Annotated in this window: 29 protein-coding genes; 5 read left to right on the forward strand and 24 right to left on the reverse strand. The window is 39.0% G+C overall.

Translation table 11 applies throughout. The annotated features are described in order from the left end of the window. Nucleotides 1-8: 8 nt before the first annotated feature. The 21 genes from EKM78_RS05385 to EKM78_RS05485 all read right to left on the reverse strand — a co-directional run bounded on the left by EKM78_RS05385 (nt 9) and on the right by EKM78_RS05485 (nt 16,977). Nucleotides 9-689 carry an ECF transporter S component gene (locus tag EKM78_RS05385; RefSeq protein ID WP_125770146.1) on the reverse strand — a complete coding sequence of 227 codons (681 nt, stop codon included), beginning with the start codon at nt 687-689 and terminating at the stop codon, nt 9-11. After that, nucleotides 679-2,319 (reverse strand): ABC transporter ATP-binding protein, encoded by a 1,641-nt coding sequence (locus EKM78_RS05390; protein ID WP_125770148.1) that lies wholly within the window; start codon nt 2,317-2,319, stop codon nt 679-681. Before EKM78_RS05390 ends, EKM78_RS05385 begins: the two co-directional genes overlap by 11 nt. Continuing rightward, on the reverse strand, nt 2,253-3,185 hold the full coding sequence (locus EKM78_RS05395; RefSeq protein WP_125770150.1) for an energy-coupling factor transporter transmembrane component T: 933 nt from the start codon (nt 3,183-3,185) through the stop codon (nt 2,253-2,255). Before EKM78_RS05395 ends, EKM78_RS05390 begins: the two co-directional genes overlap by 67 nt. A gap of 62 nt (nt 3,186-3,247) precedes the next feature. Then, nucleotides 3,248-3,598, reverse strand: a complete 351-nt coding sequence (locus EKM78_RS05400; protein ID WP_125770152.1) for a BMC domain-containing protein — start codon at nt 3,596-3,598, stop codon at nt 3,248-3,250. Nucleotides 3,599-3,613: 15 nt separating this feature from the next. Then, a complete protein-coding gene (locus tag EKM78_RS05405; protein WP_125770154.1) occupies nt 3,614-4,789 on the reverse strand; it encodes an acetate/propionate family kinase in 1,176 nt (391 codons plus the stop codon). Between the two features lie 28 nt (nt 4,790-4,817). Next, nucleotides 4,818-5,945 (reverse strand): iron-containing alcohol dehydrogenase, encoded by a 1,128-nt coding sequence (locus EKM78_RS05410; RefSeq protein ID WP_125770156.1) that lies wholly within the window; start codon nt 5,943-5,945, stop codon nt 4,818-4,820. 16 nt (nt 5,946-5,961) lie between these two features. Next, nucleotides 5,962-7,380 carry an aldehyde dehydrogenase family protein gene (locus tag EKM78_RS05415; RefSeq protein ID WP_125770158.1) on the reverse strand — a complete coding sequence of 473 codons (1,419 nt, stop codon included), beginning with the start codon at nt 7,378-7,380 and terminating at the stop codon, nt 5,962-5,964. Further along, on the reverse strand, nt 7,380-7,853 hold the full coding sequence (locus EKM78_RS05420; protein WP_125770160.1) for a GlcG/HbpS family heme-binding protein: 474 nt from the start codon (nt 7,851-7,853) through the stop codon (nt 7,380-7,382). Before EKM78_RS05420 ends, EKM78_RS05415 begins: the two co-directional genes overlap by 1 nt. Before the next feature lie 2 nt (nt 7,854-7,855). Beyond that, nucleotides 7,856-8,428 (reverse strand): cob(I)yrinic acid a,c-diamide adenosyltransferase, encoded by a 573-nt coding sequence (locus EKM78_RS05425; RefSeq protein ID WP_125770162.1) that lies wholly within the window; start codon nt 8,426-8,428, stop codon nt 7,856-7,858. Between the two features lie 11 nt (nt 8,429-8,439). Beyond that, nucleotides 8,440-8,715 (reverse strand): EutN/CcmL family microcompartment protein, encoded by a 276-nt coding sequence (locus tag EKM78_RS05430; protein WP_125707848.1) that lies wholly within the window; start codon nt 8,713-8,715, stop codon nt 8,440-8,442. Then, complete coding sequence (gene pduM / locus EKM78_RS05435; RefSeq protein WP_125770164.1) at nt 8,690-9,205, reverse strand: PduM family microcompartment protein; 516 nt, start codon at nt 9,203-9,205, stop codon at nt 8,690-8,692. Before pduM ends, EKM78_RS05430 begins: the two co-directional genes overlap by 26 nt. A gap of 26 nt (nt 9,206-9,231) precedes the next feature. Next, the gene (gene pduL / locus EKM78_RS05440; RefSeq protein WP_125770167.1) at nt 9,232-9,879 is read right to left on the reverse strand and encodes a phosphate propanoyltransferase; all 648 of its coding nucleotides are present in this window, start codon (nt 9,877-9,879) and stop codon (nt 9,232-9,234) included. Nucleotides 9,880-9,908: 29 nt separating this feature from the next. Next, nucleotides 9,909-10,187: a BMC domain-containing protein gene (locus EKM78_RS05445; protein WP_269464895.1), complete on the reverse strand. Its 279-nt coding sequence runs from the start codon at nt 10,185-10,187 to the stop codon at nt 9,909-9,911. Between the two features lie 14 nt (nt 10,188-10,201). Further along, entirely contained in the window at nt 10,202-10,648 is a 447-nt protein-coding gene (locus EKM78_RS13260; RefSeq protein WP_125770169.1) for a BMC domain-containing protein, read from the reverse strand. Between the two features lie 2 nt (nt 10,649-10,650). After that, a complete protein-coding gene (locus tag EKM78_RS05455) occupies nt 10,651-11,016 on the reverse strand; it encodes a glycerol dehydratase reactivase beta/small subunit family protein (RefSeq protein WP_125770171.1) in 366 nt (121 codons plus the stop codon). After that, on the reverse strand, nt 11,016-12,848 hold the full coding sequence (locus tag EKM78_RS05460; RefSeq protein ID WP_125770173.1) for a diol dehydratase reactivase subunit alpha: 1,833 nt from the start codon (nt 12,846-12,848) through the stop codon (nt 11,016-11,018). The genes EKM78_RS05455 and EKM78_RS05460 overlap by 1 nt, the downstream gene beginning before the upstream one ends. A 21-nt stretch (nt 12,849-12,869) precedes the next feature. Continuing rightward, nucleotides 12,870-13,406 carry a diol dehydratase small subunit gene (locus tag EKM78_RS05465; RefSeq protein ID WP_125770175.1) on the reverse strand — a complete coding sequence of 179 codons (537 nt, stop codon included), beginning with the start codon at nt 13,404-13,406 and terminating at the stop codon, nt 12,870-12,872. 17 nt (nt 13,407-13,423) lie between these two features. Beyond that, a complete protein-coding gene (locus tag EKM78_RS05470) occupies nt 13,424-14,146 on the reverse strand; it encodes a propanediol/glycerol family dehydratase medium subunit (protein ID WP_125770177.1) in 723 nt (240 codons plus the stop codon). 28 nt (nt 14,147-14,174) lie between these two features. Next, nucleotides 14,175-15,839 (reverse strand): propanediol/glycerol family dehydratase large subunit, encoded by a 1,665-nt coding sequence (locus EKM78_RS05475; protein WP_125770179.1) that lies wholly within the window; start codon nt 15,837-15,839, stop codon nt 14,175-14,177. A gap of 35 nt (nt 15,840-15,874) precedes the next feature. Continuing rightward, nucleotides 15,875-16,678: a propanediol utilization microcompartment protein PduB gene (pduB, locus tag EKM78_RS05480; RefSeq protein ID WP_125770181.1), complete on the reverse strand. Its 804-nt coding sequence runs from the start codon at nt 16,676-16,678 to the stop codon at nt 15,875-15,877. Between the two features lie 11 nt (nt 16,679-16,689). Then, nucleotides 16,690-16,977 (reverse strand): BMC domain-containing protein, encoded by a 288-nt coding sequence (locus tag EKM78_RS05485; protein WP_048702440.1) that lies wholly within the window; start codon nt 16,975-16,977, stop codon nt 16,690-16,692. A 397-nt stretch (nt 16,978-17,374) separates the two neighbouring features. On the opposite strand from EKM78_RS05485, the gene EKM78_RS05490 reads away from it, so the two are divergent. The 3 genes from EKM78_RS05490 to EKM78_RS05500 are packed head-to-tail and all read left to right on the forward strand — an operon-like array spanning nt 17,375 to nt 18,685. Continuing rightward, the gene (locus tag EKM78_RS05490) at nt 17,375-17,941 is read left to right on the forward strand and encodes an NADPH-dependent FMN reductase (RefSeq protein ID WP_245994792.1); all 567 of its coding nucleotides are present in this window, start codon (nt 17,375-17,377) and stop codon (nt 17,939-17,941) included. After that, a complete protein-coding gene (locus tag EKM78_RS05495; RefSeq protein ID WP_425453533.1) occupies nt 17,928-18,281 on the forward strand; it encodes a BMC domain-containing protein in 354 nt (117 codons plus the stop codon). The genes EKM78_RS05490 and EKM78_RS05495 overlap by 14 nt, the downstream gene beginning before the upstream one ends. A 20-nt stretch (nt 18,282-18,301) precedes the next feature. After that, complete coding sequence (locus EKM78_RS05500) at nt 18,302-18,685, forward strand: DUF4430 domain-containing protein (protein ID WP_125770185.1); 384 nt, start codon at nt 18,302-18,304, stop codon at nt 18,683-18,685. Nucleotides 18,686-19,104: 419 nt separating this feature from the next. On the opposite strand, the gene EKM78_RS05505 is transcribed toward EKM78_RS05500, so the two are convergent. Further along, on the reverse strand, nt 19,105-20,448 hold the full coding sequence (locus EKM78_RS05505; protein ID WP_125770187.1) for an NCS2 family permease: 1,344 nt from the start codon (nt 20,446-20,448) through the stop codon (nt 19,105-19,107). A gap of 214 nt (nt 20,449-20,662) precedes the next feature. Between EKM78_RS05505 and add the strand changes: the two genes are divergently transcribed. Beyond that, nucleotides 20,663-21,691 (forward strand): adenosine deaminase, encoded by a 1,029-nt coding sequence (gene add, locus EKM78_RS05510; RefSeq protein ID WP_125770189.1) that lies wholly within the window; start codon nt 20,663-20,665, stop codon nt 21,689-21,691. 850 nt (nt 21,692-22,541) lie between these two features. Here the strand turns inward: add and EKM78_RS05515 are convergent. Together EKM78_RS05515 and EKM78_RS05520 are read right to left on the reverse strand one after the other, a co-directional pair. Next, nucleotides 22,542-24,641: an ATP-dependent Clp protease ATP-binding subunit gene (locus EKM78_RS05515; RefSeq protein WP_125770191.1), complete on the reverse strand. Its 2,100-nt coding sequence runs from the start codon at nt 24,639-24,641 to the stop codon at nt 22,542-22,544. Between the two features lie 13 nt (nt 24,642-24,654). After that, nucleotides 24,655-24,876 (reverse strand): transcriptional regulator, encoded by a 222-nt coding sequence (locus EKM78_RS05520; protein ID WP_125770193.1) that lies wholly within the window; start codon nt 24,874-24,876, stop codon nt 24,655-24,657. A 147-nt stretch (nt 24,877-25,023) separates the two neighbouring features. On the opposite strand from EKM78_RS05520, the gene EKM78_RS05525 reads away from it, so the two are divergent. Further along, on the forward strand, nt 25,024-26,739 hold the full coding sequence (locus EKM78_RS05525; RefSeq protein WP_125770195.1) for a DUF6792 domain-containing protein: 1,716 nt from the start codon (nt 25,024-25,026) through the stop codon (nt 26,737-26,739). Nucleotides 26,740-26,868: the final 129 nt, after the last annotated feature.

A 26,868-nucleotide genomic window follows, 5' to 3' on the forward strand; every position in this document is an offset into this window, starting at 1 on the left:
ACTCCCTGTTATTCTAATTGATCATTGAATAGATCATATTTAACTTTGTATCTTTGGAAGATCTTGATCCACGCTTTACCTAATAAGAAAATCAATATTGCTGTGAAAATTGCATGTGTCAAATCAAAAGGAACACTGGCGACAATGGCTGCAATCACACTCTTAGGTGTGATCGGTTTGACGAAGCCAAGGATAAAATAAATATCCATGATCCAGCCGTACAAAAAACCTGTCACAAAGCCCCAAATAGTTAACAACCAAATACGGACCTTTTTATCTGACATCAAACCAGAAATTATTCCGACGATACCTAAGGCAAACATTTGCCAAGGAGTCCAAGCTCCTTGACCAAAATACATATTTGAAGCTAACGCAATAATCGTACCCATCAAAAAGCCCGTTTCGGGTCCACTGACAATAGCACCGAGGATCAAAATAAATAACTCCGGCTTCATGGATGTAAAGGCAGCTAAAGCAATCCGCCCTGCCACTGCCAGTGCACAAATAATAGCAATAAAGACAACTTCACGTGAGTTCTTTTGTGAACGATCAAATCTCCAAAAATAAACTCCCATTGTTACAAATAAAAAGACAAAAGATAATAATAAATAATTCTTGCTTCCTAACGCATCTAATAACACTAAAATCACGATTGATGCGACTAATAATAACCATAATCTACGATTCATTTTTAACGATGTCCTCCCAGACTAAAGCTTTCGGGAAATAGTCCCGACTAGCTTTGTTGATTTCCGTAGTATAAAAGTATTTGTTGGGGAAAAATTCGATCGGTGGCTCAAATTTCCCTAAACGACCATCAAACATCAACGATACGAAGTCAAAATACTGCGTTGAAAACAATACATCATGTGTATTGGCAATGATGGTGCCGCCATTTTGCTGATACGAGACCAACAAACTGGCGACTTTTCGTTTCATATTCGGATCTAATCCCTTAGTGGGTTCATCCAAAAATAGCAACAGTGGATCTTTGATCAATCCAATGACTAATGCTAAATATTCTTGCTGACCACCACTAATATCGTATGGAGAAACATCTTGAATATTTTCTAATTGATATTTTTGCAAATATTGTTGAACTAATTCCTGACTGACTGGTTGATCTGTTTGCTCTAACTGATAAGAAATTTCATCTTTAACAGTGTCACTAATGAACAAAAGCGACGGGTTCTGGGGCAAGACAAACAGCTTATCAAAAAATTCTTGGCCCATTTTTTTGACATTTTGACCTTCAATCAAAACTGAGCCGTTCAATGCCTCTAATTGTTTGGTCAAAATTTTTAATAAAGTAGTCTTCCCGACACCATTTGGTCCGAGGATCGCATACGATTTACCTTTTTCAACTTGAAAATTAATGTCATCTAAAATATTGGGCATATTGAATTCAAAACGGAAATTGATCCGTTTAACTTGCAGGACGATCTCTGAGCCAACTCGCTCTTTACTAATGTGATCTTGATAATGCAAATATTCATTTTGTTGAGAGATGAGTTCACTCAAACGTCGATTGCTCAAAGGTAACTTCAAAGTGGGGAAAATTTGATCCCACTGTTGTTCCAAAAAAAGTCGATCGGTTTGCGGAATATAAGCTTGATACTCTGGATCTTGAAATAAACTCCGCAACGCTTGGTCAGTTGGTTGGTCAAGTTGGATCTGACCAGCTTCGATCAAGATAATGCGATTAACATAATAAACTGCCTGCTCTAAAGAATGTTCTACCAAAACTACAGTGATATTAAGATCACTATTGATCTTTTCGACCATTCGGAAAAATTTCTCAGCTGTGATCGGATCAAGTTGCGAAGTCGGTTCATCCAGCAGCAGAATTTCTGGATTTAAAATTAAAGCCGAAGCTAGATTAATGATCTGTTTTTGACCACCAGAAAGTTCTTCTTCTTTTAGATCCAACAAATCGACAATGTCGAAATAAGTTGCGATTTCGGCAATCTTTGAATGGATCATTTCTGGACTAGCTCCTATATTTTCTAAGACAAAGTGGAATTCATCCCTGGCGGTTTCGGTGACCATTTGATTGTCAACAAACTGGGAAATATAAGCCACTCGGCTGAAATCATTATTCTCATCATCATCGAACAAAGTTAACTTACCATTCGTCGGTTTCCCTAAAGCTAACTCGGGCTTTAATTGCCTCAGCAAAGTGCTTTTGCCACTACCGGTCTGCCCGATTATCAAAGCAAAGTCTCCCTTGTTGATCGACAAGTTGACTTGATCTAACGATATTTTTGTGCTGTTGGAATATTTGAAGCTGTAGTCTTCGAAATGAATGATTTCCACCATAAGTAATGAAACTCTCCTATCAATATTGGATAAGTAATAGCAACTAAATTCAAGAGCATGATAATACCGATCAACCACGAAAAACTAAAATCGACATTACCAGAACCAAAGTTAACTTGACCGATCCCATTAGTAAGCATAACCAAATTAAAAATAATTGACATAGTCAAAAATGACCGCATTATGTAGTCGCTTACTTTATTGGTTTCATGCACAAAACTTTGTCTTCTTTGATTGTACCCTTTACTGATAAGTGAGTCAGACATGTTCATGAAGTTAGAAATTGACTTATTCAAGACGATTTCATTCAAATGCATCGTCTGCTTAATTCGATTAATTCGGCTCTTATCCCTTGCAGGAGAAGAGTTTCGGAACTTGTACAGTTGACGAGCATCATTAAAAATATCGATGATTTTAGGAATAAATTTGACTGTTAAGACAAAAATAATAGCTATACTTTTGAAAACATTGGACAAGATTTCGAAAATCAATTTTGTGTGCGTTAATGAATCATAAATGTAAAATGACCACAAAATATTCAAAAAAGAAATCCCTAAAATAAATCCATTAGTTAACGATTGTGTTGATACTGTGACGAATGGGATCTTGAATAGCACATCAGTCCCATTCTGATTGATGACTAAGTTGAATAATAAAGTCAGGATGAATATCAAACCGGAGGCTTTTAAAAAATTGAAGAATTTCTTTCGTCGAACTAGCCAACTAGTCATCAATAGACAAATCAAAATCGCTATTGTGATAAATGGGTTATTGAAAATCAACGAAATAAAGATGACATTGGCTAAATACATCAGTAACGTAAAATTATTAATACTTAAGGTAAAGTTCTTGATCAGTTTATGCATTAGGTGTAATTTCCCCTTAAAAAAATAAAAGGACACACTAAAATAAGTGTGACCATTTTATCTTATGATTTTGTTATTTCAAGGATATCAAACCCTAGTTTTTGATGCAAAGCATCGATACCTTTTTTCAAGGCAGATTCTACAGCGCTGACATCCCCTGTTAAAACAACCGAACCACTAAAACGGTCGATAAAAGCAATTTTAACATCACCTGATTTGCTGGCAATATCGGAGATGATCGCAGCTGCCTCAGGAGGCGTTATAGTAATTATACCAATAGAAACATTTGTTTCATCTATCCCAATACTTCTTAATATTTTTGTATTAGGCATAGCGATCACATGTGCAAGTGTGATCTGCTTTCCTGGTACTGACTCTTGTATAACTCTTCTCAATCCGTTGTGTTCTGTCATTTTTATTCATCCTAGCTAAACTAATCTAAATACATCACGCGCAATAACGATTTCTTCATCAGTTGGGATAACAGCAATATTGACTTTACTGTCATCACTACTGATCACGATTTCGCTAGTGCTGTTTCGACCGTCGTCAATTTCAGCTCCCAAATAATGGAAGTTTTCGATGACAGCTTTTCTAATATTGGCATCATGTTCACCTACACCAGCTGTAAAGACGATCGTATCAACGCCATCTAACTCAGCAATATAAGAACCGATAACCATTTGAATACGATGAACGTATGCTTTAATAGCTAATTCAGCTCGCTTATTGCCCTCTTTGGCTGCTTTTTCAACGTCACGAACATCACTTGATACACCTGAGATCCCTAGTAATCCGGATTTCTTATTGAGGAGATCTTTGATATCTTCAGCGTCTAGACCTTCATTTTCCTGAAGGAATGGGATAATTTGTGGATCTAGATCACCTGAACGAGTACCCATGATCAAACCTGCAAGTGGTGTGAATCCCATGGAATTGTCGATAGTCTTTCCGTCTTTGATGGCAGAAATACTAGCACCGTTTCCTAAATGGCAACTAATGACCTTTGAATCCGCATTTGGGAACAAGTCTTGCACTCGTTCTGAAATATAAAGATGACTAGGTCCATGGAAACCGAAGCGCTTAATTCCATATTTCTTGTAATATTCGTAAGGTATAGCATAAAGACCATTTTCTGGAGGGATAGTCGAATTAAAGGCGGTATCAAAAACCGCGACTTGTGGAGTTTGTGGTAATAGCTTATCAAAAGCTTTAATGCCTAATAAGTTGACCGGATTGTGCAATGGCGACAAAGCAGAGAGCTTATCGATGGTTTTCTCTACGTCATCATTAACGATGACGGACTTTTCGTACTTTTCACCACCATTAGAAATCCGGTGTCCAACGCCTTTGATCTCATCAAGGTCTTGCACGATCTTGTTGTCGACCAAGCCATTGATAACTAACTGCACAGCCTGATTGTGGTCTGAGACATTCAATTCTTGATGTTTTTTTTGATCTCCAAAAGCAATATCGAAAATGGCATTAGAGAAACCAATTCGATCAACTTGTCCTCTGGCGATCAAGTTTTCCTCGGGCATTTCGAACAATTTAAATTTTAAAGATGAACTCCCAGAATTTATTGCTAAAATTTTTGATACCATAATCACCCATCCACTTCTAAAAATTTAACTAACCAATAACTTTTTCATAAACAGCGCGAAGATCATCATCGCTAGGTACAACCGGATTACCTGGGAAGGTAGCATCCTTTTTAGCGTATTCGATCACACGGTCGGTTTCTTTAACTGCTTGATTGTGATCAACACCAAAGGCACGCAATGATTTTGGACAATTCATTTCTTGCATCATTTGGTGGATCGTTCTTTCAATCTTGCGAACAGCTACTTTATCGCCAACAGCTTTGCCGACTAAGCCGCACTTGCGAGCAGCAGCAGCATACTTCTTCAAAGCAACTTCACTATGCTCAGCGTTGTATTCAACGACATAAGGTAATGTCATTGCACAAGCTAACCCATGTGGCATGTGGAAGATTGCTCCAAGTTGGTGAGCAATAGCGTGACAGAATCCAAGGCCAGCAGCGTTAAAAGCCATACCGCCAGCAGTTGAAGCTTCGTGGACTGTCTTTCTTAATTCGTAATTTTGAGGCTGTTTCATAACTACTTCGACTAAATCGTCGAAAATAACACTCATGGCTTTTTCAGAAAAAGCTTCTGTAAACAAATTACTATCTTTAGCAACTAGTGATTCTAGTGAATGTGTTAAAACATCTAAGCCTGAATATGCTGAAACAGATGCTGGCGCACTCATTACTAATTCAGGGAACAAGATAGAAATATCAGGTGTTAAGTAATCGTCCATAATTGGGAACTTAACATTATTCTTATCATCAGTAATTACCGCTGTATTAGTAACTTCAGAACCGGTACCACTAGTTGTTGGAATACCGATGAAACAAGCAACTTTGGTGTTGGCTACTTTTTCACCGAAGAAACGAATTGCCTTAGCTGTATCGATGGCTGAGCCACCACCAACAGCAATCATGATCGTAGGCTTAACTTTTTCAAATACTTGCACACCAGCAATAATATTTGTTAGTGGAGGATTTGGCTTTACATCTGAAAATACCTCGACATGATTATTGGCATGAACGTGACTTCTGATCTTGTTCAACTCGTCACTACCATCAAGAAATGGATCGCAAACCATAAGGATTGTTTGATCTTTAATGGCATCGAGTGTCTCGAGACTGTCCTTACCAGAAATAATATGTGGTTTTAAACTAAAATCTACTACCATTATTTACACTTCCTTATTATTTGTTCCAAGTCTTCAATGAGAATCCTTGAGGTGAATTTAATCTACGACGACGAGTGAATGACTTAGCTGTCGTTGTTCCTTCACCTGTTGGTGTAGCGATTGTTAGAGCTGAAGCTCCTGTAAAGCCAACACCTGTACCAGAGTAAGTAGGACCGTTAACAACGAAAATTGAAGTATTCATGCGGTGAGCGGCTTTGTTGATGTTGATCAAGTTGTTTGAGTGAATGGAAGCAGTATGGTGATTGCCTCCTTCAACATAAACAGCAGTCTTCAAAGTTGAATCGAAATCAGGACAACAAACAATTGGAATAATTGGCATCAACATTTCTGTTAATGTGAATGGATGATCTTTGTCGGCTTCCAAAATGATGATCTTTGGATCACCAGTATAAGAAATGTGAGCTTCATCAAGAATGAATGTCGCATCTTTACCAACAAACTTACGGTTAGGCGTACCGTTTTTATTGATCGTCATATCGATCAGATGATCGATGTCAGCTTTACTAGTAACCATGAAGGCACCTTCAGCTTCCATTTTCTTGATCAATTCATCTTTAACTGGCTTTTCAACAACAACTTCTTTTTCAGCGGTACATAAAATATCGTTATCAAAAGCAGCTGAATCAACGATGTTATGAGCAGCTAAATCAATATCAGCTGTAGCATCAACGATTGCCGGAGGATTACCAGCACCAGCACCGATAGCTTTTTTACCACTTGTCATTGCTTGGTGAACTACAGCTGGACCACCAGTTACTGACAAGGCTGCGATATCAGGATGCTTCATCATTCTTTGAACTGATTCAATTGAAGGTTCTTTGATACCAGTAACTAAATTCTTTAGACCAGTTGCTTGATAAACAAATTCGTTCAATTTCTCAATTGTCCAGCGAGTAATATTCTTTGCGCCAGGATGAGCACCGAAGTAAACGGTGTTACCACCAGCGAGCATCATGATCGCATTAGCAATAACTGTTTCTGAAGGATTAGTACTTGGACCGACCGCACCAATAACACCATAAGGTGCGTATTCGTACATGATCAAACCACCATCACCAGTTTCTGCTTCTGGTTGTAAGATCTCTGGTCCAGGTGTGTTGTACAAAGCGTTGTTTAATTTAGCGATCTTTGCCTCAACTGTACCCATGCCTGTTTCTTCTTTGATTTGCTTAGCCATCCATTCAATGTATGGTTTGAATCCTGTCTTGATAGCATCGATAACTTTGTTTCTAGTCTCGATCGATGCGTCGATAAATGAATCTTCAGCTGCTTTTGCAGCTGCAATAGCATCGTCAACATTATCAAAAATACCATTCTCGCCAGAATCAGTAGATCCTAAACTAGAATTGCCATTTGAGGCGTTTTGTAATTCTTCGCTAAGGATGCTTCTAATCTTTTCTTCTAAATTATCCATTATTTAAGTCCTTCCTTAATGTAGTTGACGATTGCAAGACTAACTGCTTGGTCTTCTTCAACAGCACCGCCACTCACTCCTACAGATCCAACAATTTGATTGTTTACGATAATAGGATTGCCACCAGCAAATGAAGCTAGTTTTCCATCCAACATGCCACCCATTTGATACAAAGGTGCGCCTGGTTGAATCTGAGCACTAATTTCCTTACTTGGCATTTTCATGGCTACAGCTGACCATGCCTTTTTTGGAGCAAGTTCAAGGCTGACCATGTTTGCATTTGGCATATGATAAGTCAAAATTGGTTGAGCATAAGCATCAGTGATGCACATAGTTACACCAACTTTAATTTCATTTGCCTTTTTTTCACCGGCATCTAAAGCCTTTTGAAGATTTTGTCTGCTAAAGGCTGAAGTGCCATCAGAGTTTTTAATTGCACTTTGTACGTTTACAAAAAGATTTTCTGGTGTCATCGTTAATTCACTTCTTTCTTATACAATTCAAGAACTTTATCAACTAAGCCTTCTAACTGGTCGACATAATCTTCGTCTCTGGCCAAGATGTATAGAAAATCTGACAGACGGTTGACGTATTTCATCAAGTCGGGACGAATAGTTGATTCATCATTGAGATGATCAACCAAACGTTCAGCTCTTCGACATACGGAACGGCACAAATGCAAGTGTGCACCGGCTACGCTGCGTCCTGGTAAAATAAACTCATGTAGCACTGGCAACTTGGCTGTGTATTCGTCGATCACATTCTCCAATAGTTTCGTATCATCAGGTCCGATGCTTTTACTATTTTTGTAAAAATTAGCAGCATCAACATTTGCCAATTCTCCCGCAACGATAAACAGATTGTTTTGAATCGTATCGAGGATCTCGACGTTCTTTGGATCTTTACAAAACTTTTGAGCGACACTAATCTGGCTATTTAATTCATCGATTGAACCGTAAGCATCGACTCGCAATGAATATTTTTTGACACGTGTGCCGTCATACAGAGAAGTTTTACCTTTGTCACCTTTTTTTGTATAAATTCCCATGATTAATTCCTCTACTTATCAAACCTATCGATTATTCCTACGATTGCGGAATCACTGGCCTCATTCTTGACTGGACCGTTTTTCGTATCTGAGATCCGTGCAGCTGCACCTCTAACTAAGAGAACAGTTTCACCGATACCTGCTCCAACAGTGTCGATCGACACCTCTTCGCAACGTACTGGATTTTTGGAACTGTCGATCGGTTGAACGATCATTAATTTTTTGCCGACCAATGAATGGGCTTTTTGAGTAGATACAACACTACCAACCACAACTCCCATGTACATTTTCTTCAATCCTTTCCACTGTCTCTATTTTTCTAGAATATAGTTCTTCTTTGGCGTAATCCGTGATCAATTGATGACTGGCCTTCAATAAATAGCTACCTTTCTCAAAAAACATCACGTCATTTCGAGTGATTGCTTTTCTATTGATGGCATTAATAGGTTGACCATCTTTACTCATAAAAGTAAACGGTGTGCGGATCACCAAATTCCAAGGCAACAACTGCAAATCTGAGAATCCGAGTTTTAACTCAAATTGCTCGTCGTAGCTCAAACCTTTTTGGATCCAATCGACCCAAGGATCATCCAGATCAAACGTATTTAAATTACGAATGGTGGACAGATCTAGTGACGATATTACGACTGATTTATTTTCTAAAAAAACTTTTTCATCGGGGATATTCTCCCGTGCTTCAACCTTAAAAGTGTTATGCGATCTAGTTTCAATGACTTGCATCACTGCGTTGATCAATTTTTCTTGATCAGTATTCATCTAGGTCACCACCCTTTCTATAAGGTCTATTTGTTGTCATCATCTTGAATGATGTATGCTTTGGTATCGCTTTGAACATTAGCAGCATTAGCTTCATCAGTATCGATGTGCATTTCTGTCACAAAGTCCTCACGAGGTCTAGCAATTACATCACCATAAATTGTGCAACGATCTTGTGATTGGATCTTAACTTTAACGGTGTCGCCGTATTTAAGGCCATACTTGTCAGCATCAGCTAAACTCATGTGGATATGGCGTTTTGCAGCGATCACACCTTGAACTTTGATCTCAGCGTTGTCAGATTTGACTGTTAATGATGGTGTGCCATCCAAGTTACCTGACAAACGAATAGGAGCATCGATGTCTAATTGACGAGCTTCTGTTCTTGAGATCTCAATTTGTGAGTGACTTCTAGCAGGTCCTAAAAGTCGAACATGTGGGATCTGGAAGCCGTTAGGGCCGACCAACGTCACCGTTTGTTTAGCAGCAAAGTCAGCAGGTTGTCTTAGTTGGCGGTACAATTCAAACTTTTGACCTGGGAACAATGTTGCAAAGTCTTCTTCCGATAAATGGATGTGGTGATTTGAGACTCCAATAGGGATCGCACCATCATCATTGTTTAATTCTTCGCTAATGATTCGACGAATCATTGTGCGTAATTGTTCGTCATTCATTCGAGTTCCTCCACTCTAGTAATTACAGATTATTTGTTGTTTGGTAAGATTTTTTCAACATCTGCGTGTGGACGAGGGATTACGTAACTTGATACGACTTCTCCAACTTCTTCAGCTGATGAAGTACCTGCATCAACGGCAGCTTTAACGGCACCAACATCACCACGAACGATAACTGTTACCAATCCTGATCCAATTTTTTCATAACCTTCTAGAGATACATTAGCGGCCTTTACCATTGCATCGGCAGCTTCGATAGCACCTACTAAACCTTTTGTTTCGATCATTCCTAATGCGTTATTCATAATTGTTTCCTCCAAGTTTATTTTTTCTTGTTATTGGTACTATTGTTTCTAGTATTTTTGTTGCTTCTTGTACGTCTTGTAGTTGTTTTGGCGTTGGAATTTGTTTGACTTGGTTTTGCTTCTTCTGTCTTATTTGTATCTGACTTTTCTTCAGGTACGTTTTTTGTTTCTGGTGCAACTGGTGCACCAGCTTTGGCGTAACTGAATTCTGCTAGATCACTGGCAGGTCTTGCAATAACTCTCGATGAAACAAATTTGCCCACTTTTTCTGCTGAATCTTGGCCTGCTACCACACTGGCATTTACAGCACCAACATCACCTGTGACATAAACTGTCATCCAACCATCGCCACGAGCCCGTTCAACTTTTTCGATTTGAACATCAGCTGTTTTGACCATTGAATCGGCAATATAGACGGCAGTTGAATAACCAACAACTTCGACTAATCCAAGGGATTCACTCATTTTTATTCACCCTTTTCTTTAATGTCTTTGAATGGGATACCTTTAACTAGGCGGGCGGCATTAGTACCCAAATGATTAATATCTTCTTGATCAGAAATACTTACTTTAAAAAGTGGTTCATCCTTTGGCAGATTCTTTTGATGTAAGTATGCGAAGTTTTCGTCATAAGCTAATCCGACTCCTAATTGAGAGGCTAATGCTGCTTGGTAAGCTTGTTCTACTGTTGACATGCTCGATAAATCATCAATGTCATTATCGTTGATCTCTCGAAAAGGAATACCTTCCTCCTCGATTCCATACAGGGCTGTTTGAAATAATCTTGGATCACTAGCCTGAGCGATAAATATTTCTGGTTTTTTGACGTCCATTATTTATTCCTCAAACTTTCGGCATAAGTTAAAATCAATCCTGTTGCAACAGCATTTCTTGGGCCTTCGATAGCACGAATGTTACCTCGACCAGCTACCAAGTTGTAATGCGATAATTCATCCGTGACTAATTGAGGGATCTCAAAGTCTAGTGCAGATCCACCTACGATGACAACGAATGGAATATCACGAATGTTTCCGGTTGGGGAAACATGTTTCAATGCTCGGATGGCATTTTCGACAAAGACCCGCTTTTTGGCTGTTTGTCTAATTGTCTTGATCTTTTCAATGCTTAAATCACCAGGTACCGGAACGAACCCGTCCGGTTTAACTACGACCGTTTTGGCAAATAAGTTACCTGGTAAAGCTTTATCAAAGAACTGAACTGAACCATCTTCATGACGGATAAAGAACAAGCTTTCAACTTTAGCTAAAGGATACTTCTTGATATCTTCGGCTAAGTAAATATCATCCAGTCCTAATTCAGAATTGATGATCATTGAAACCATGTCTCCAGCACCAGCCAAATGGATCGCTACTGATTCACCTGCTGGATTGATGATCGAAGCATCAGTTGAACCAGCACCCAAGTCTAAGATGGCCATTGGAGCTGATGTACCAGGAGTAGTCAATGCTCCTAGAATTGCTGATTGAGCTTCAGCTCCACCAATTTCAACTTTCACTCCGAAGGCTTTCTCCATTTCATCGGCGATCATTGACATTTGCAGATGATCTGATTTGACCATCGAAGCAATTCCAACAGCTTGTTCCATTGAAAACTCTCCGGCTAATCCACCTTTTACATTGATCGGAACCGATGTGTTTACGGCTAACAAATCTTGGATAGCAATGTCATCCATTTGTTTGTCAGTAAGTTTAGCCATCGTTTCCCGGACACGTTCCAGCATGCCACCAATGTTAGTACCAGATTCTCCAGTCACATCATCGATTTGATCAAAGGATGATACTGCATCCATGATCTTATCGGCACCGCCTGAAAGGCCTACTGTCTTAGGCATTGGTTTACCGTGGATCGTGATCGATCCGGCGGGAATAACTCTTTCCTTAACGTCACCTTTCGGCGTTTTGATGACCACAGCCGATCTATTACCGATCAAAGCTCTCGAAACAGGAACGATATTTTTCGTTTCCTCTGAACTCAAGTTAAAGACGGTTGCGATACCATAAGGATTTGACAATTGAGAAATTACTTTACCTTTATCTGCCACTTCCACTGCCGATAACATGTTCATGGGGATCTTATCGATAAATGCGACTTCATCAACGATCGGGATCCTGTTGTCTAGTCGGTTATCAACGAGGACACCATCATCCGATTGTAAAATCGCAGCGGTGATCTTATAGCCATTTTTCCAGTAGGTATTGATCAATTTTGCGACATCCGCAAAATCCAATTCCTCTGGGACAACAACCACGTAATCTTTACCGTCAACTCCCTTATCAGCTAAATCACGGATATCTACTGTATATCCAATGCCGACTCCAACGCCACCAGGTGTTTTGGGATTGTGTCCGATCATAGTTGATTCAGTTATAACTGTTTCGGTGATCGTTTCCATGGCAACATCCCCGATAACGGGCGTTGCTTCATTGATACGGATCAAATCAACATCTTCGATTGCAATTGAGCATTTCTTCAATAGACCATCGATCGAGTTTCTGATACCCATCATGTTTTGCTTCGTACCTTTGATCCCGGTAGTTTCAGCAATATTAGAATTTACAAAATTTATAGAACCATCGGCAGAAATTTCAGCTAACACAACTTCTGTAGATGAATTCCCAATATCAACACCAATTACTCTTTGCAAATTTTTCACCACTAGTGTTAACTAGTTGTCCCCTTTGAGTTTCTTACGTTTTTCATACTCATCAGCTGCTTCGCGAACAAAGGCACCACAGATCTTTGCACCATATTTAGTCTCGAGCTCTTCAGCCATATCGATCAATTCTTGTTTAGATGAACGATATGGACGAAGTGAACCGTACATTTCCAAAACTCTTTCATCAGGGATCTTAGTAAGTTCAGCAGCTCGATCAAAGTTACTTTGAATTGAACTTCTGCCAGCACTAGCGGCAATTTGACCTTGTGCTTTTAAAGTTGCTGGTGAAATACGTAGATCCTCTGGTTTAACATCACCGTTAATAGCAGCTTCTAGGGTTACGTCTTTAACGTTCTTACCAGTTGGAGCATTTACTAAATCTGGATGTTTTTGGAAAAATGGGTAGTCAGCTTGAGTCATTGTCTTACCTGAAGTAGGAGCTGATTGTGGACTGGCTGTTGCAGTATTTGTGCTTGATGAACTGTTAGCTTGCTCTTCTTGCACGTTATTAACAATTTTGCTAATTAAATCATTTATTTCTGTCATTAATACCACCTGTTAGATTAATCGAAATTAACTTCGATCTCGTCTGGTCCCTTTCCAGTTACAACGTATTTTGTTTCCTTGATGTGCATCAAAGCTGATTTAGCTTGATACTTAACACGAGCCATTTGATCATTAACTGTTGGTACCGGTGTAGGTGATTCACCTTTTGCGTAACGAGCAGCGTTAGCACCGATAGCACGGTAAGTTTTCAAATCAATAACTGGTGCTTGTGGGAACAATTCAAGGTTTGATAATGGTTCCAAATCTTTTTGATGAATAATAGTTGTACCTTTAGATTGAATAGCGATGGCAACTCCTGAACCTGAGTATTGGTCACCTTCTGAACCAGCAAATGAAACGTCAGCTGTACGGTAAACTTTGATAACTCGAGCCTTGAGTCCTTGCTCTTCGATTCCGGCAGTTACTTCACGCAGGATGTCTTTATGTTTGATACCCTTCAAGTTTTCTGTCATATGTTCAGCAAATCCTGGTAAAACTGCAACCACAACTTCATCAGTTGAAGTGCCTTTTTTAGCAGGGCCGATATGTTTGAACCAGTCTAGTTGAAGTGGTGCATCGGTTCCTGGAGCAGGTTTAGTAGCAGTTGCAGTCGCTGATGAAGCTTGCGAGTTGCTGGCTTGTCCACCATTAAAATCGACTTTCTTATCAGTAGCTTTTGTTTCTGTAATAACTTGACGAATTATTTCTCTTAATAATTTTTCATTGATTTCTTCACTCATAAGTTGAACCTCCCTTCACACTATCTTTTTATACGTCAGCTGGATTGATGGCCATTGGAACATCTGTGATTCTTTCCCAAAGTTTGTCATCAATATGGTATCCAGTACCAGGACCGTTATAGTCGTTCGTATTATTTACAGCTGAAATAACATTCCAGTCTTTGTCAAAGATAGCTGAAGTTTGTAGGAAGTCTCCGGCAATTCTTTGTTGAAGCAAGTTCAAGACAGCTTGGGCAACATCTGTGAAGCCACCAGCATACAATCCCTTGATAACATCAACACCAGTTACGCCACGATCCATAAGATCTTGAGCAGCCTTCATATCTTCAACCATGTTACGTTCAGGCATATCTTTTGAAGAAAAGGCGTAAGTTGCAGCTTCAATTTCTTCATCAGTGATCTCAGGAAGATCGAGTGACTTAAAGACAGCTTGTAAAGCTTTAGCAGCTTTGTTTCTAGCTTTGATGATGTCAGCTTCTTTAACTGGTACTAAACCACCATTGACCTTGAGATCACGTTGCATAGCATAGTAATCGTCATAATCAGTAGCATCCATGTTTGAACCAGCGAAAGTATTATCGTAGTTAGGAACTGATGAGTAACCTGATGAAATATAATCTGTTCCAGCAAGGAATTGACCTAATAATCTCTCAGTTCTACGGATGTCTGAATGTGAGAATGCTTGGTCATTACCAGAAGCACACTCGATATCCATTGCCATACATAGAAGGTTTTCACCAAGAACTTCACGAATACCTGATGGAACAGCTCCGGGGATACCGATACATGAAACAGCACCATTTTGAAGACCTTGTACACCACAACCTTTAGTGATGAAAATACAACGTGCTTCAAGGTAAAGCATTGATTTCTTTTCAGCATATCCCATCATAACTTCAGAACCTGAACCTGATGTGAAACGCATCTTCAAACCACGTGATGCATAACATGATGCCAAGAATCCTTTAGACCAAGGAGTATCGTCACCATCAGTAAATACTTGTTCAGTACCATAGACTGAAATAGTTTCAGCATAAGCTGTAAATCCACGCATTCCTAAACTCAACTCTTCAGCTTCCTCAACTGAACATTGTGTTAAGACACCTGGACGGCCAGTTTGGGCACCGACCATGATCGAAATGGCATTTAATGGTGCATAACGGGCAACCGCAGTAGTTGTTTCTTGTTCTGGGAATCCTCTAAGCGCTGCATCAGCAGCATCGGCTGCGATAAGCACAGGATTATCACGGATGTTAGTTACGTGACCTTGAGTAGCAGGTGTTTTACGTGGACGCATCTTTTGTGTTGCCATCATCATTTCAACGAAGTTCAGTTGACTAATAACTTCAGCAGCTTTTGCGGGTGTAAAACCTGTTGTGATAGGAATGATCTTGTCACGTGTTACGTTAGGATCACAAAGCATGTTAGCTATTTTTTGTGAATCCATTGCTAATACTTTTTCAGTGGTGTCAAGGTTGATAGCGTGTTTTGCAATGAAGCTATCGATCAAATCGAAATCTTCTTTTTTCTTACCGTCTAATTCAACGATCTCACCATTTTCAATTTTTACACTAGGTTTTGGATCATAAGGTCCGTCCATTGCAACGAAGCCTTCTTCAGGCCATTCGTCAACAAATCCATCTTCATGGACAGGTCTCTTTTCCAATTCCTCAAATCTCTTTTGTCTCTTCAAATTATCCACCTCACGTCTGGACATTTTATTATTTGTTAGATGTATGAAGGGTAATCATTTGTTGGTGTACCACCTAGTTGGCTCAATAACTTAATACCAACATCACGGGCAGAAAGAACTGCTTGTCTCACAGCTCCTGATTCGCCAGAAATGTGTAAAATACCCTCATTTGAAAAACTCGTTCCATGTGCTGGTGATGCGAATGAAATTGCCTCAACATTTGCAGCCTTCAAAGCGACATCAGCCATCACAACGCCAATGCCTGATGGAGCACCGGCGATCAATCCATATGCTTTTCCTTCAGGAGCACCAAAGGCTAAATTACATACTTGACTTGCACGAGCTGTATATTGTAGTTCCAAGTGACCTGCGGGAGTGTTATAAACATCTCCGAAGTGCTTTGGAACGTTCTTCAAAGCAATATGTACGGCTTGGCGAACGTCCGAAACGTCGTCTCCTCCGACAATTACTAAAGAACCATGTCCAGCTCCACCTTTTGTATCACGAGGCATTTGAACACTAATTGCTTCAGTATTAGTTCCTTTAACTGCCTCGTCCATTGACATAATTTGTGGTCCACCACCAGTTCTGGCAGACAAAATACCGATTGAACGATATTCATGATCAACATGTAGATTCTTCAATAATTCTGGATCCACATTGGCGATAGCCATACCGATGGTGTCACCAATGGGAGCTGTACCAATAAATTCTGTTACTCCATTAATAGATGAACTCAAGCGACTCACACCTGCTTTCTGTTTGTCATTAATTACATTATTTCTAAGCACCTGAGATAAAACTCTTTCAACTAGTTCATTTTCGTCAGGCTCAGTCATAGGCTATTCTCCTACTTCTTTGCTGTTTCTAATGCGATTAGTTTGTCGACATCTTCATGTGGTCTTGGGATTACGTAGTTAGATGTAACCTCACCAATGTTTTCAGCGGCAGAAACACCAGCATCAACTGATGCATTAACAGCTCCAACATCGCCACGGACCATAATAGTAACCAATCCGTGTCCAACTTTTTGTTCGCCAACTAATGTAACGTTAGCTGCTTTGAGCATTGCATCGGCAGCTTCAATAGCTGGGACCAATCCTCTTGTTTCTACCAAACCTAAGGCTTCGAGTGCCATAATTAGTACCTCCATTAATTAAAAATTGACTACTCCTAGAGTATAGATGAATTATCGCTTAAAAGTTGTTAATTTTGTAACAATGCCACAATATTGAAAACCTCCTATTTTGACCATTCACAATATAAATCCATATATAAAAGCATTTTATTGCTTAAATATCACATATTTCACAATGTAAGCGGTAGCATCATCCGGCTAAATAATGAAAACCCTTGCAAATATCTTGCTGTCTTTTCACTATTTTGCTGTATTAGCGCTATCATTGTTGATATATCAACGTTCATTTTTTATAAAAAATTAAATTATGGGATAAATATTGACCATTTACCCCCAAAATGTGACACTAATCATAATTATGTGAAGACACAAACAATGAGGAGTGATTTAGGTGACAATGAAGGTCGTAGCCTTTTGTGGGAGTACTAAACCAGGTAGCTATAATCAATATTTGATAAATTTTCTTCGTAAAAAATATATTAATGAGATGAATTTACAAATACTGGATATTGACGATCTACCATTCTTACGTTTTGTTAAATATGCGGACTTCCCTTCAAAAGTGAAGTATATGTGCGAAAGTATTAAGTCTGCCGACGGATTGGTCATCGCAACGCCTGAGATCAATCATGGTATGACAGCCAATATTAAAAACGCCATCGATTGGTGCTCAATGGTACCTTCTTTGTTGATGCACAAACCAGTAATGCTAATGGGGGCATCGACTGGACCACTAGGTACAGTTAGAGCACAAATGCAATTGCGCCAAGTACTTGAATCACCGATGATCAACGCTCACGTAACTAGATCGATCGAATGTTTAGTCACAAATGCTGCTGACCTTTTTGATCAAAATGGCAATCTCACTTCGCAAAAATCAATCGATGTGATGGAACAACAATTCGCTGAATTTAAAAATTTAGTTAACGAAAGACAAAAGGAAATAGCCCATGAACAACAATGAAACAATGCCGGAAAGGATCATACAAGAGTACGTCCCCGGTAAACAAATAACCTTAGCTCATATCATTGCCAATCCCAATCCAGATCTTTATGAGAAACTCGGTGTTTTAGACACGACTGATCCAATCGGTATCATCACTTTAACTCCGGCTGAATCGACCATTATCGCCGGGGATATTGCCGTTAAATCCGGAGACGTTAAAGTAGCATTCTTAGATCGATTCAGTGGCTCGCTTTTTTTGATCGGTCGAATAGACGATCTTGAAACATCTTTGCAAAGCGTCCTTGATTATTTTGAAAATCGACTGAAATTTAGTGTTACAATGATAACCAGAAGTTAACCAAATTTGAGGGGGAAATTATGAAAAAACTAACTTCATTACTACTTGCACTATTATTAATGCTGGGAACGATTGCTCCGGCATCCATCGCCCAAGCTAAGAGCAGCAACAATAACAAGATCAAGGTCACTTACGTCTTGAAGAAGAATAAGAAGACCATCGACAAGAAGAAGCTAACTCTGAAGAAGGGTTCATCTGTCATGAAAGGTCTTAAGAAAGGCTGGAAAGTTTCAGAAAGCAAAGGCTTTATCACATCGATCGATGGCCACAAACAAAATGACAAGAAGCAAGTTTACTGGACATTTACCGTTAATAAGAAACAAGTTAACGTCATGGCAAGTAAGAAGAAACTTCACAATAAAGATCATGTTCAATTCAAGCTTTCTAAATACGAAGCTAAATAGTATCTAACATCTTGATTTAATCTTCGATAAATTGGCAACGACTTGGTCGTTGCTTTTTTTATTGAAATTGACGTTTTGTAACAATAAGAGAGCGCAGCGAGGTTGGTCAGCTGCTGAGGATTAACGCGGGTGGTCGCACAAGGTACGGCTAAGCCGTGCCGCGACCACCTGTGTTAACCGGAGGCCGCTACCTCGCGGAGCTCGTTTCAACATACTTGAGGATAAAAATAAAAACCACCATCCAAACCGCAGCAAGTTTAGTCATCAAAAATGGATAACTCTAGTTCATATCAAATTTGAAGTGTCGCGATCACCTGTGTTAACCGGAGGCCGTTGTCATCTGGAACTCGTTGCCAAAAAAAAGAGGCTACATGTTATTTAACATGTAGTCTCTTTTGATTTTGATGTTATTTTGTTTACTAACTTGGCAATACGTTGATTACGTATAGCAGTAATAAAAATACGAAGAATAAAATGTACATTACTGGATTGATTTCTTTGTGTCTACCAGCTGCGATCATTGTTAATGGATATGCAATAAAACCAAAAGCAATACCATAACTGATGTTATAGGTTAAAGGCATGCCGACGATAGTTAAGAAAGCAGGCATGGCAATTTCGAATTTCTCCCAGTCAATGTATTTCATTGATTGAGCCATCAAGATACCTACGATGATCAACACTGGTGCTGTTACGTTAGTCGTAACAACGGCCAATAGTGGTGAGAAGAACATTGCTAAGGCAAACATCACACCAACTGTCAGTGACGTTAATCCTGTTCTACCACCGATAGCGATACCCGCAGACGATTCTACATAAGCAGCTGTTGGTGTAGTTCCCATAAAGGCGCCACCTAACATAGATACAGAATCAGCCATCAAGGCGCGACCGATTCTTGGCATTTTATTGTTCTTCATGAATCCAGCTTGTTCGGCTAAACCGATCATAGTCCCGGCTGTATCAAAGAATGCTACTAGTAAGAAAATCAATACCACAGCCCACAATTGTGGCTGTTTAATATCCCCTAAATGCTGTACAGCGACACCAAATGTTGGTTTCAAACTAGGGATCGTTGAAATAATATGATCTGGTAATGGGATCAATTTAGTAGCTAATCCTAAAATCGTTGTTAGGATCATTCCGATAAAAATTGATCCGGGGATCTTTCTCGCCATTAAAATCCCAGTGACAACTAGTCCAAAAATTGTTAACCAAGTTGTTGGGACTGTGAATGATCCCATAGTTACAAGCGTTGACTTGCTGGCAGTGATCAAGCCACCACCTTGTGATCCTACAAACGCAATAAATAGCCCAATACCAGCTGCAACAGCTAGTTTTAAATCATGTGGGATCGAGTCGATAACGATCTCACGGATCTTCATCACCGAAATGATCAAGAAGATGACACTGGATACTAATACCCCTGCCATAGCTGTCTGCCAAGGAATACCCATGGCTAGTACTACTGAATAAGTAAAGAATGCATTGTCGCCTAGTCCAGGTGCAATGGCGATCGGATAATTTGCTAATAATGCCATTAAAACTGATCCTAAAATTGCTGATAAGGCTGTAGCAGTAAAGACTGCCCCCTTATCCATACCTGCAGTTCCCAAAACTTGTGGGTTAACGAACAAGATGTATGCCATTGATACGAATGTTGTTAATCCAGCAAGGATTTCACGCCTTACCGTAGTTTTATTCTCATTTAGATGGAATAAACGTTCGATAAAACTTTGATTATTGTTGCCATTTGCTGCATCCAAAATTTATACGCCCCTTAAATATTACTTATTGAATAATCACAGTATGACAAATAACTAAATTATTTGCAAGCAAAAACCGAAACATTAACAATAAAAAAATTATTAATGTTCGTGTATATAGGATTTTTTTCAGTAAAAATACTTGTTATTTTCGGGCAAAACATTTACTCTAGTGTGTAACAAATCTGGAATACCTATTGGAGAGTTTGAATATATGTTACCTAGAAAAGTTTCAAAAGAGTTTATCGAAGGATTACCAAAGTCCGAACTTCATGTTCATCTGGAAGGAACTCTAGAACCCGAACTAAAACTCAAATTAGCTAAGAAAAATAACATCGACATTGGCCAATCTACCATTGAAGATGTTGAGGCAACCTACCACTACACTTCCCTAGCTTCATTTTTAGCAGTTTACTATCCCGGCATGAATGTTTTACAAACTGAATCAGATTTTTACGAATTAGCAATGGCCTACTTGAAAAAAGCCCACGAACAAGGAGTAGTCCACACTGAAATGTTCTTTGATCCTCAAGCGCATATCATCAGAGGAGTACCCTTAAACTACGTGATCAATGGCTTTTATCAAGCTTGTGTAGACGCAAGAGCCTTTGGGATCGACGCCCAATTGATTATGTGCTTTTTAAGAGACATGTCGGCCAGATCAGCAATGGATCTCTTAAACGCCGCTCAACCATACCACAACAAGATCTTAGGAATCTGTCTAGATTCATATGAGCATCACAATCCACCATTGAAATTCATGCAACCATTCAGTCTAGCTGTAGAACAAGGCTACCATATAACAATGCACGCCGATGTTGACCAAATAGATTCCATCGAGCACATCAAACAAGCTCTAGAAATCATTAATGTTGAAAGATTAGATCATGGAACCAACATTGTAGAAAACAAAGATTTAGTCGACTGGGTCAACCAACTACACCTGGGCCTAACATCTTGCCCACTATCAAATGAATTGATCACCGACAATGATCTTAAAGGTGACGAGATCCTAGATCTATTAGACATCGGTGTAAAAGTATCAATAAATTCAGACGATCCAGCTTACTTCGGTGGATACATAGCTGATAATTACTGGGCCTTAGCATCTGAATATAAAGTTACACCAGAACAAATTGTGCAACTTGCGAAAAACTCAATCGAAACATCATGGATCAGCAAAGAACAAAAGCAATTATATTTAGAACAGATCGATAAATATGTGGAAGAATATGATGGCTAATCGTTGATTTTATGTGACTACTGACTTTAATTTTGGTCAGTAGTCTTTTTTATTGTATTGGAGTTGTGATAGAAGCTTGGGACGTGGTTAATACCCGACTCCAAAGCACAGGATAAATTCGATGAACCAGTGCATTTATGGCGCTTATGTTCATTGAATTTAGTAGAAGTAATCCACCGAACAACTAAGCTAGGTAACACTGCCGCCCCAGCTGAACCCATATAGCGCTTCTAACGTCCAATTATGTTGATAATCGATATTTTTTTGAGTTCTAACGACTTTTATCCCAAAATCAATAAGACATTCTTAAAAAAATACACGATTTGGTTTGGTCTAGTTTGGTTTTGATCTTACCAAAAAGAATCAAAACTGAGATAGACATGTGAGAAATAGGACGAGCAAACAATGCAACTTGATCAAAATAAATCGGTAAAACTCAAACCAAGGTGGGATTATGTCACTATCTAGACGGAGAGGCCCGGGGATACAGACCTCAGTGGTGAAATTTTCTTGGCGACGAAGGAGCCTAGAGAAAGGTGCAGTTTTGAAACAAGCGAGCGCACCTTGCTCGATTGGTTCAAAATGTGCCCACCACGTTCCCGACCTTAGTTGTTCGGTGGCGTAGCCACCACCATAACCGGTTGCGCAAGTGCGTTAGCACTTACGTTCCTTTAGCGTATCCCGGGCGCCGGAGTCGGCATTGAACGTACACCCAAAATACTACCTCAACACCCCGCTAACCAAACAAACTAACACTAATCCATCAAAATAAAACGCTTCTGTCTGCCATAGATCTCTTACACCAAAAAAAATAGCAGAGACCACAAAAGTCTCTGCTATAAATCAATCACTATGCTACCTTAGCAGCATTATTCTCGCTGATCACAATCGACCCATCAACCAGATCAGCTCTCAAACTCTTAACATCAAGATGGTCAAGATAAAATTCAGCAACCTTATCACGGATCTGCTGCTCAACCACTCTTCTCAATGGACGAGCACCCATAGCTTCATCATAACCTTCATCGATCAACCAATCCTTAGCTTCAGAACTAATAGCCAATGACAAACCTTTCTTAGCCAAACTCTTATCTACATCATCGATCAATAAATCAACGATCTTATGTAGATCACCTTTAGATAAGTGACTAAATTCAACGATGCCATTGAATCTGTTCAAAAATTCAGGACGGAAGTATGGTGCCAATTTATCCATAAGTTTCTCAGTTTTGTTATTTTCATTACCAAAACCAGCATTTGATGTGGCAATGATGATGGTATTCTTGAAGTCGACGACGTTACCTTGACCGTCAGTCAAACGTCCATCATCCATTACTTGGAGTAATAAGGTCAATACTTGTGGATTTGCTTTTTCGATTTCATCAAGTAAAACAATTGAGTAAGGATTACGTCTTACTTTTTCAGTCAAAGTATTGCCGTTGTCTTCGTAACCGACGTAACCAGCTGAAGTACCGATCAATTTAGAAACGGCTGTTAGATCAGAATACTCTGACATATCAAGTCTAATGATGGCATCTTTACTGCCGAACATGTCATTAGCTAACTGCTTGACTAATTCGGTCTTACCAACTCCGGTAGGTCCAACGAATAGGAAACTTCCGATCGGACGATTGCCTTCATCAAAGCCAGCCCGATTCCGACGAATTGCCCGGACTACCATATCGACCGCTTTATCTTGACCAATGACTTTTGACTTGAGACGATTTCCCATCGTCTTCAATCTTTGAATATCACTAGTACCCATTTGTGAGACTGGAACACCAGTTAATCTCTGGACTGCTTCAGCAATATCATTGATCGTTGCTACTGGTTCAGTTTGCTTTTCAGCACCGTTAGACAATTTCTGTTGAATTTGTTCAATTTCTTTTTTCAAAGATGCTGCTTTTTCAAAATCTTCTGTTGCAGCTGCTTTTTCCTTAGCAGTTTCCTTTTCCTTGAGATCTTTTTCTAAGGTCACCTTATCAGTCACCGGATGCTTAGCAGCCAAGTGAGCTGCTGTCATATCGATCAAATCGATAGCCTTATCTGGCAATGATCTCTGTGGTAAATATTGGACAGAGTAATCAACTGCTGCTTTTAAAACATCATCTGGTAATTTAACGTGATGATGATCTTCATAAGCTTTACGAAGACCCTTCAAGATCTCAAAAGACGATTCTTTGCTAGGTTCGTTGATAACTACATCGTTGAATCTTCTAGCTAAAGCGCCGTCTTTCATAATAGTGTTGCGATATTCGTCTTGTGTGGTTGCACCGATCAAGGACAATTCGCCACGACTTAGTGCTGGCTTGATGATGTCAGCTAAGCCTTTGCTACCCGAGTCATCCCCAGATGAACCGGCTCCCATGATCTGGTGGATCTCGTCAAAAAATAGTACAACATTCTTTGCTTGTTTTACTTCTTTCATCAAGTTTTGAATGTTTTCTTCAAATGATCCCCGATACTGTGTACCAGCTTCAAGTGCTGACAAGTCGATGGAAATAATCTGTTTGTCTTTGATAGCTTCAGGAACATCGCCTTTAACGATAGCTTGTGCGAGTCCTTCAACAACGGCAGTCTTTCCTACTCCGGCATCGCCGACTAAAATAGGATTATTCTTCGTCCGTCTGCTTAAGATCTCAGCCGTCTCTTGGATCTCTTGATCACGGCCAATAACAGGATCGAGTTTCTCATCTTTAGCTTCTTGAGTTAAATTACGTCCTAATTTATTTAAAATTCCATCTTGTTGTTGATTTGTTTGATTTACTGGGATTTGCTTACCTGCGTTTTCTGATTGATATTTAGTTAATTCTTCAGGAGTTAATTCATGTCCGTTCACAAAATAACGTGTACCTGAATTACTCCGCTCGTTCGAGTTCATGAATCTATTGAAAATGTCATCCATATTATCGGTTGAAAATGGATCGGCATCCCAAAATGATCTAGCCATAAAATAGCCTCCCTCATTTGAGATAGTGCATCTCCAATTCACGAAGAACTCTCCACATTTCCAAGTTTTGTGCCTTGGCGATCGCATCGATATCTCTAATATTTAATGATGTCGCGGAAGATTGCTTTTTATTGAAGGATTTATGCAGAGTGGTATATCCGTAGCCACTTTTCTTAGAAATTACATAAATTGTTAAATGGTTATCCTTCAAATAAGATTTGATATCTATATACATGATTCTTATCCTCCACAAATAATAGTATAGCACATCTGTGATATATTACAAGTGTGACATACCACAAATGTGAAATAATTTTCTACTGTTGATTATACCTTAATTTGTTAAAATAAACATGTATCAGTCAAAAAAAGGAATGACACGATGAAGGAATTAGCCAACAATATCGATAAATTATCTAAGATCTATGAACAGTTTGATCTACTAGATTTTCGATGCCACAAAGCACTACCACTTACTTTTAACAAGCAAGATAGTAAAGAATTATTACACCAAAACAAGCGACTTTATTTTAGCTATCGGTATTTAAATAAAGAAAAGACCAGACTGACCAACTTGATCTTAAACGAGGCCATCGACTTAAAAGAGCCAAATTTCCAAACGAATTTAACTCTTCATCCGGAACTGATCGAAAAAGCTTTAAAATTAAAAAACATCGATGATAACCATAATGAAGAAAAGAATATCCAGCCAAAACGTAATCGTAAGATCAATAAATTAAAACATTTGATCGATTTGATCGCGGACGAAGACTTAGCTTTAAGTCGTGGATATCTCAACCAAATGAAGATCTTGATATCTAGTAACTTCCCTGCGCTCTCCCCTTTACGTGAGCAAAAATATCAACCAAAGGAACTACTAAATGATCTCACCTTTCGAACTGATCTCATGCAATTTGATTACGATCGTTACTTGTATGAGGATTTCAAGACCGAAAGTTTTCTAAAATATTTAATTTATCGAGAAATTAAACGGATCCCAAGCTTTGTTAAGTCTTTTGATGCCAGAGAATTGATCCCTGACGCCTACGAGTGTGGTTTTTCAGGGATCGCCTATGAAGTCGAGATCGATGGCATTCGTGAGTGCTACGTGACCTTTAAAGGCACTGAAGCAGACATGGACTACACTGAGCGATCTCGTAGTAAACGGATGGACAAATATATTCTTGAAGGATATAAAGACTGGGATTACAACGTCAATGCCATTCTAATTGGTAACAATATCGATCTTGATCAAATGGAAATTGCCCGTGAATTCATTGCCTATGTTAAAGCTAATATTGAAAAGGACTGCAAGTTATATGGCTTAGGACACTCACTTGGAGGCCATTTCGTCCAAACACTTCAATTGATCGATAATACTTTTGACGCCGGTTATACAATGAACTCCGCCCCAGTCCAACTAAAACAAATCAAAACGATCAAGCCTGAACTCCTCTCCGAAAAGAATTGGCAGAAGCTTTTTAAAATCACTGAAGACAAAACCATCACAAAAACATTAAATAATGAGATTAAAAAGCTATTACCACGCGAATATCCCGAGATAATTAATCAATATTTCGAGCTAGACTTGACCCAAATTTTTTACGAGCTTCCTTATACCATCTGGGTCGGACAAAAATTAGAATACAATTTGAACAATTGGAAATATCCGTTCAAGACCCATCCACATCAGTATATGGACATTCACGAGATCAACTCATATCAAAAATTCTTTGAAGAACTATTCGCTTACACCAAAGACTCTCAATCTGGCGCTCAAGTTATGAAGAGTACCTTCAATTTTGCCAAAGCCAGATTCAAGTTGCTCCGAGAAAACATCGATGATCCTAAAACTGCAAAATATTTTTACGATTATGCCAACTATTTATATGAATCAGGGATCTTCAATGATAAGCCTAAAATAGTAACCGAGAATTTAAGTAAGGAGATCAGCGGCAGCGTTTGGAAAAGTTCAAAACGCGAATGGCCTTTCCTAAAAAGCTTAAATACTGACATGCTGAACTTAGCCATCTATTTCCACATTATTTATGGATCTCGACACTTTATGAGTCGAAAGCCGGTTCGAGAATTTAAATAGAGACGTACACTTGGAATCTAGTGTGCGCCTTTTTACTTTAAATATTTACATTAATAAACATATTTTTAATATAAATAAATTGTTGTATAGGATTTGGAATTCAATTAAAATTAAACCATTGTTTATATA

The sequence above is a fragment of the Companilactobacillus furfuricola genome, from assembly GCF_003946325.1.
GTDB lineage: Bacteria > Bacillota > Bacilli > Lactobacillales > Lactobacillaceae > Companilactobacillus > Companilactobacillus furfuricola.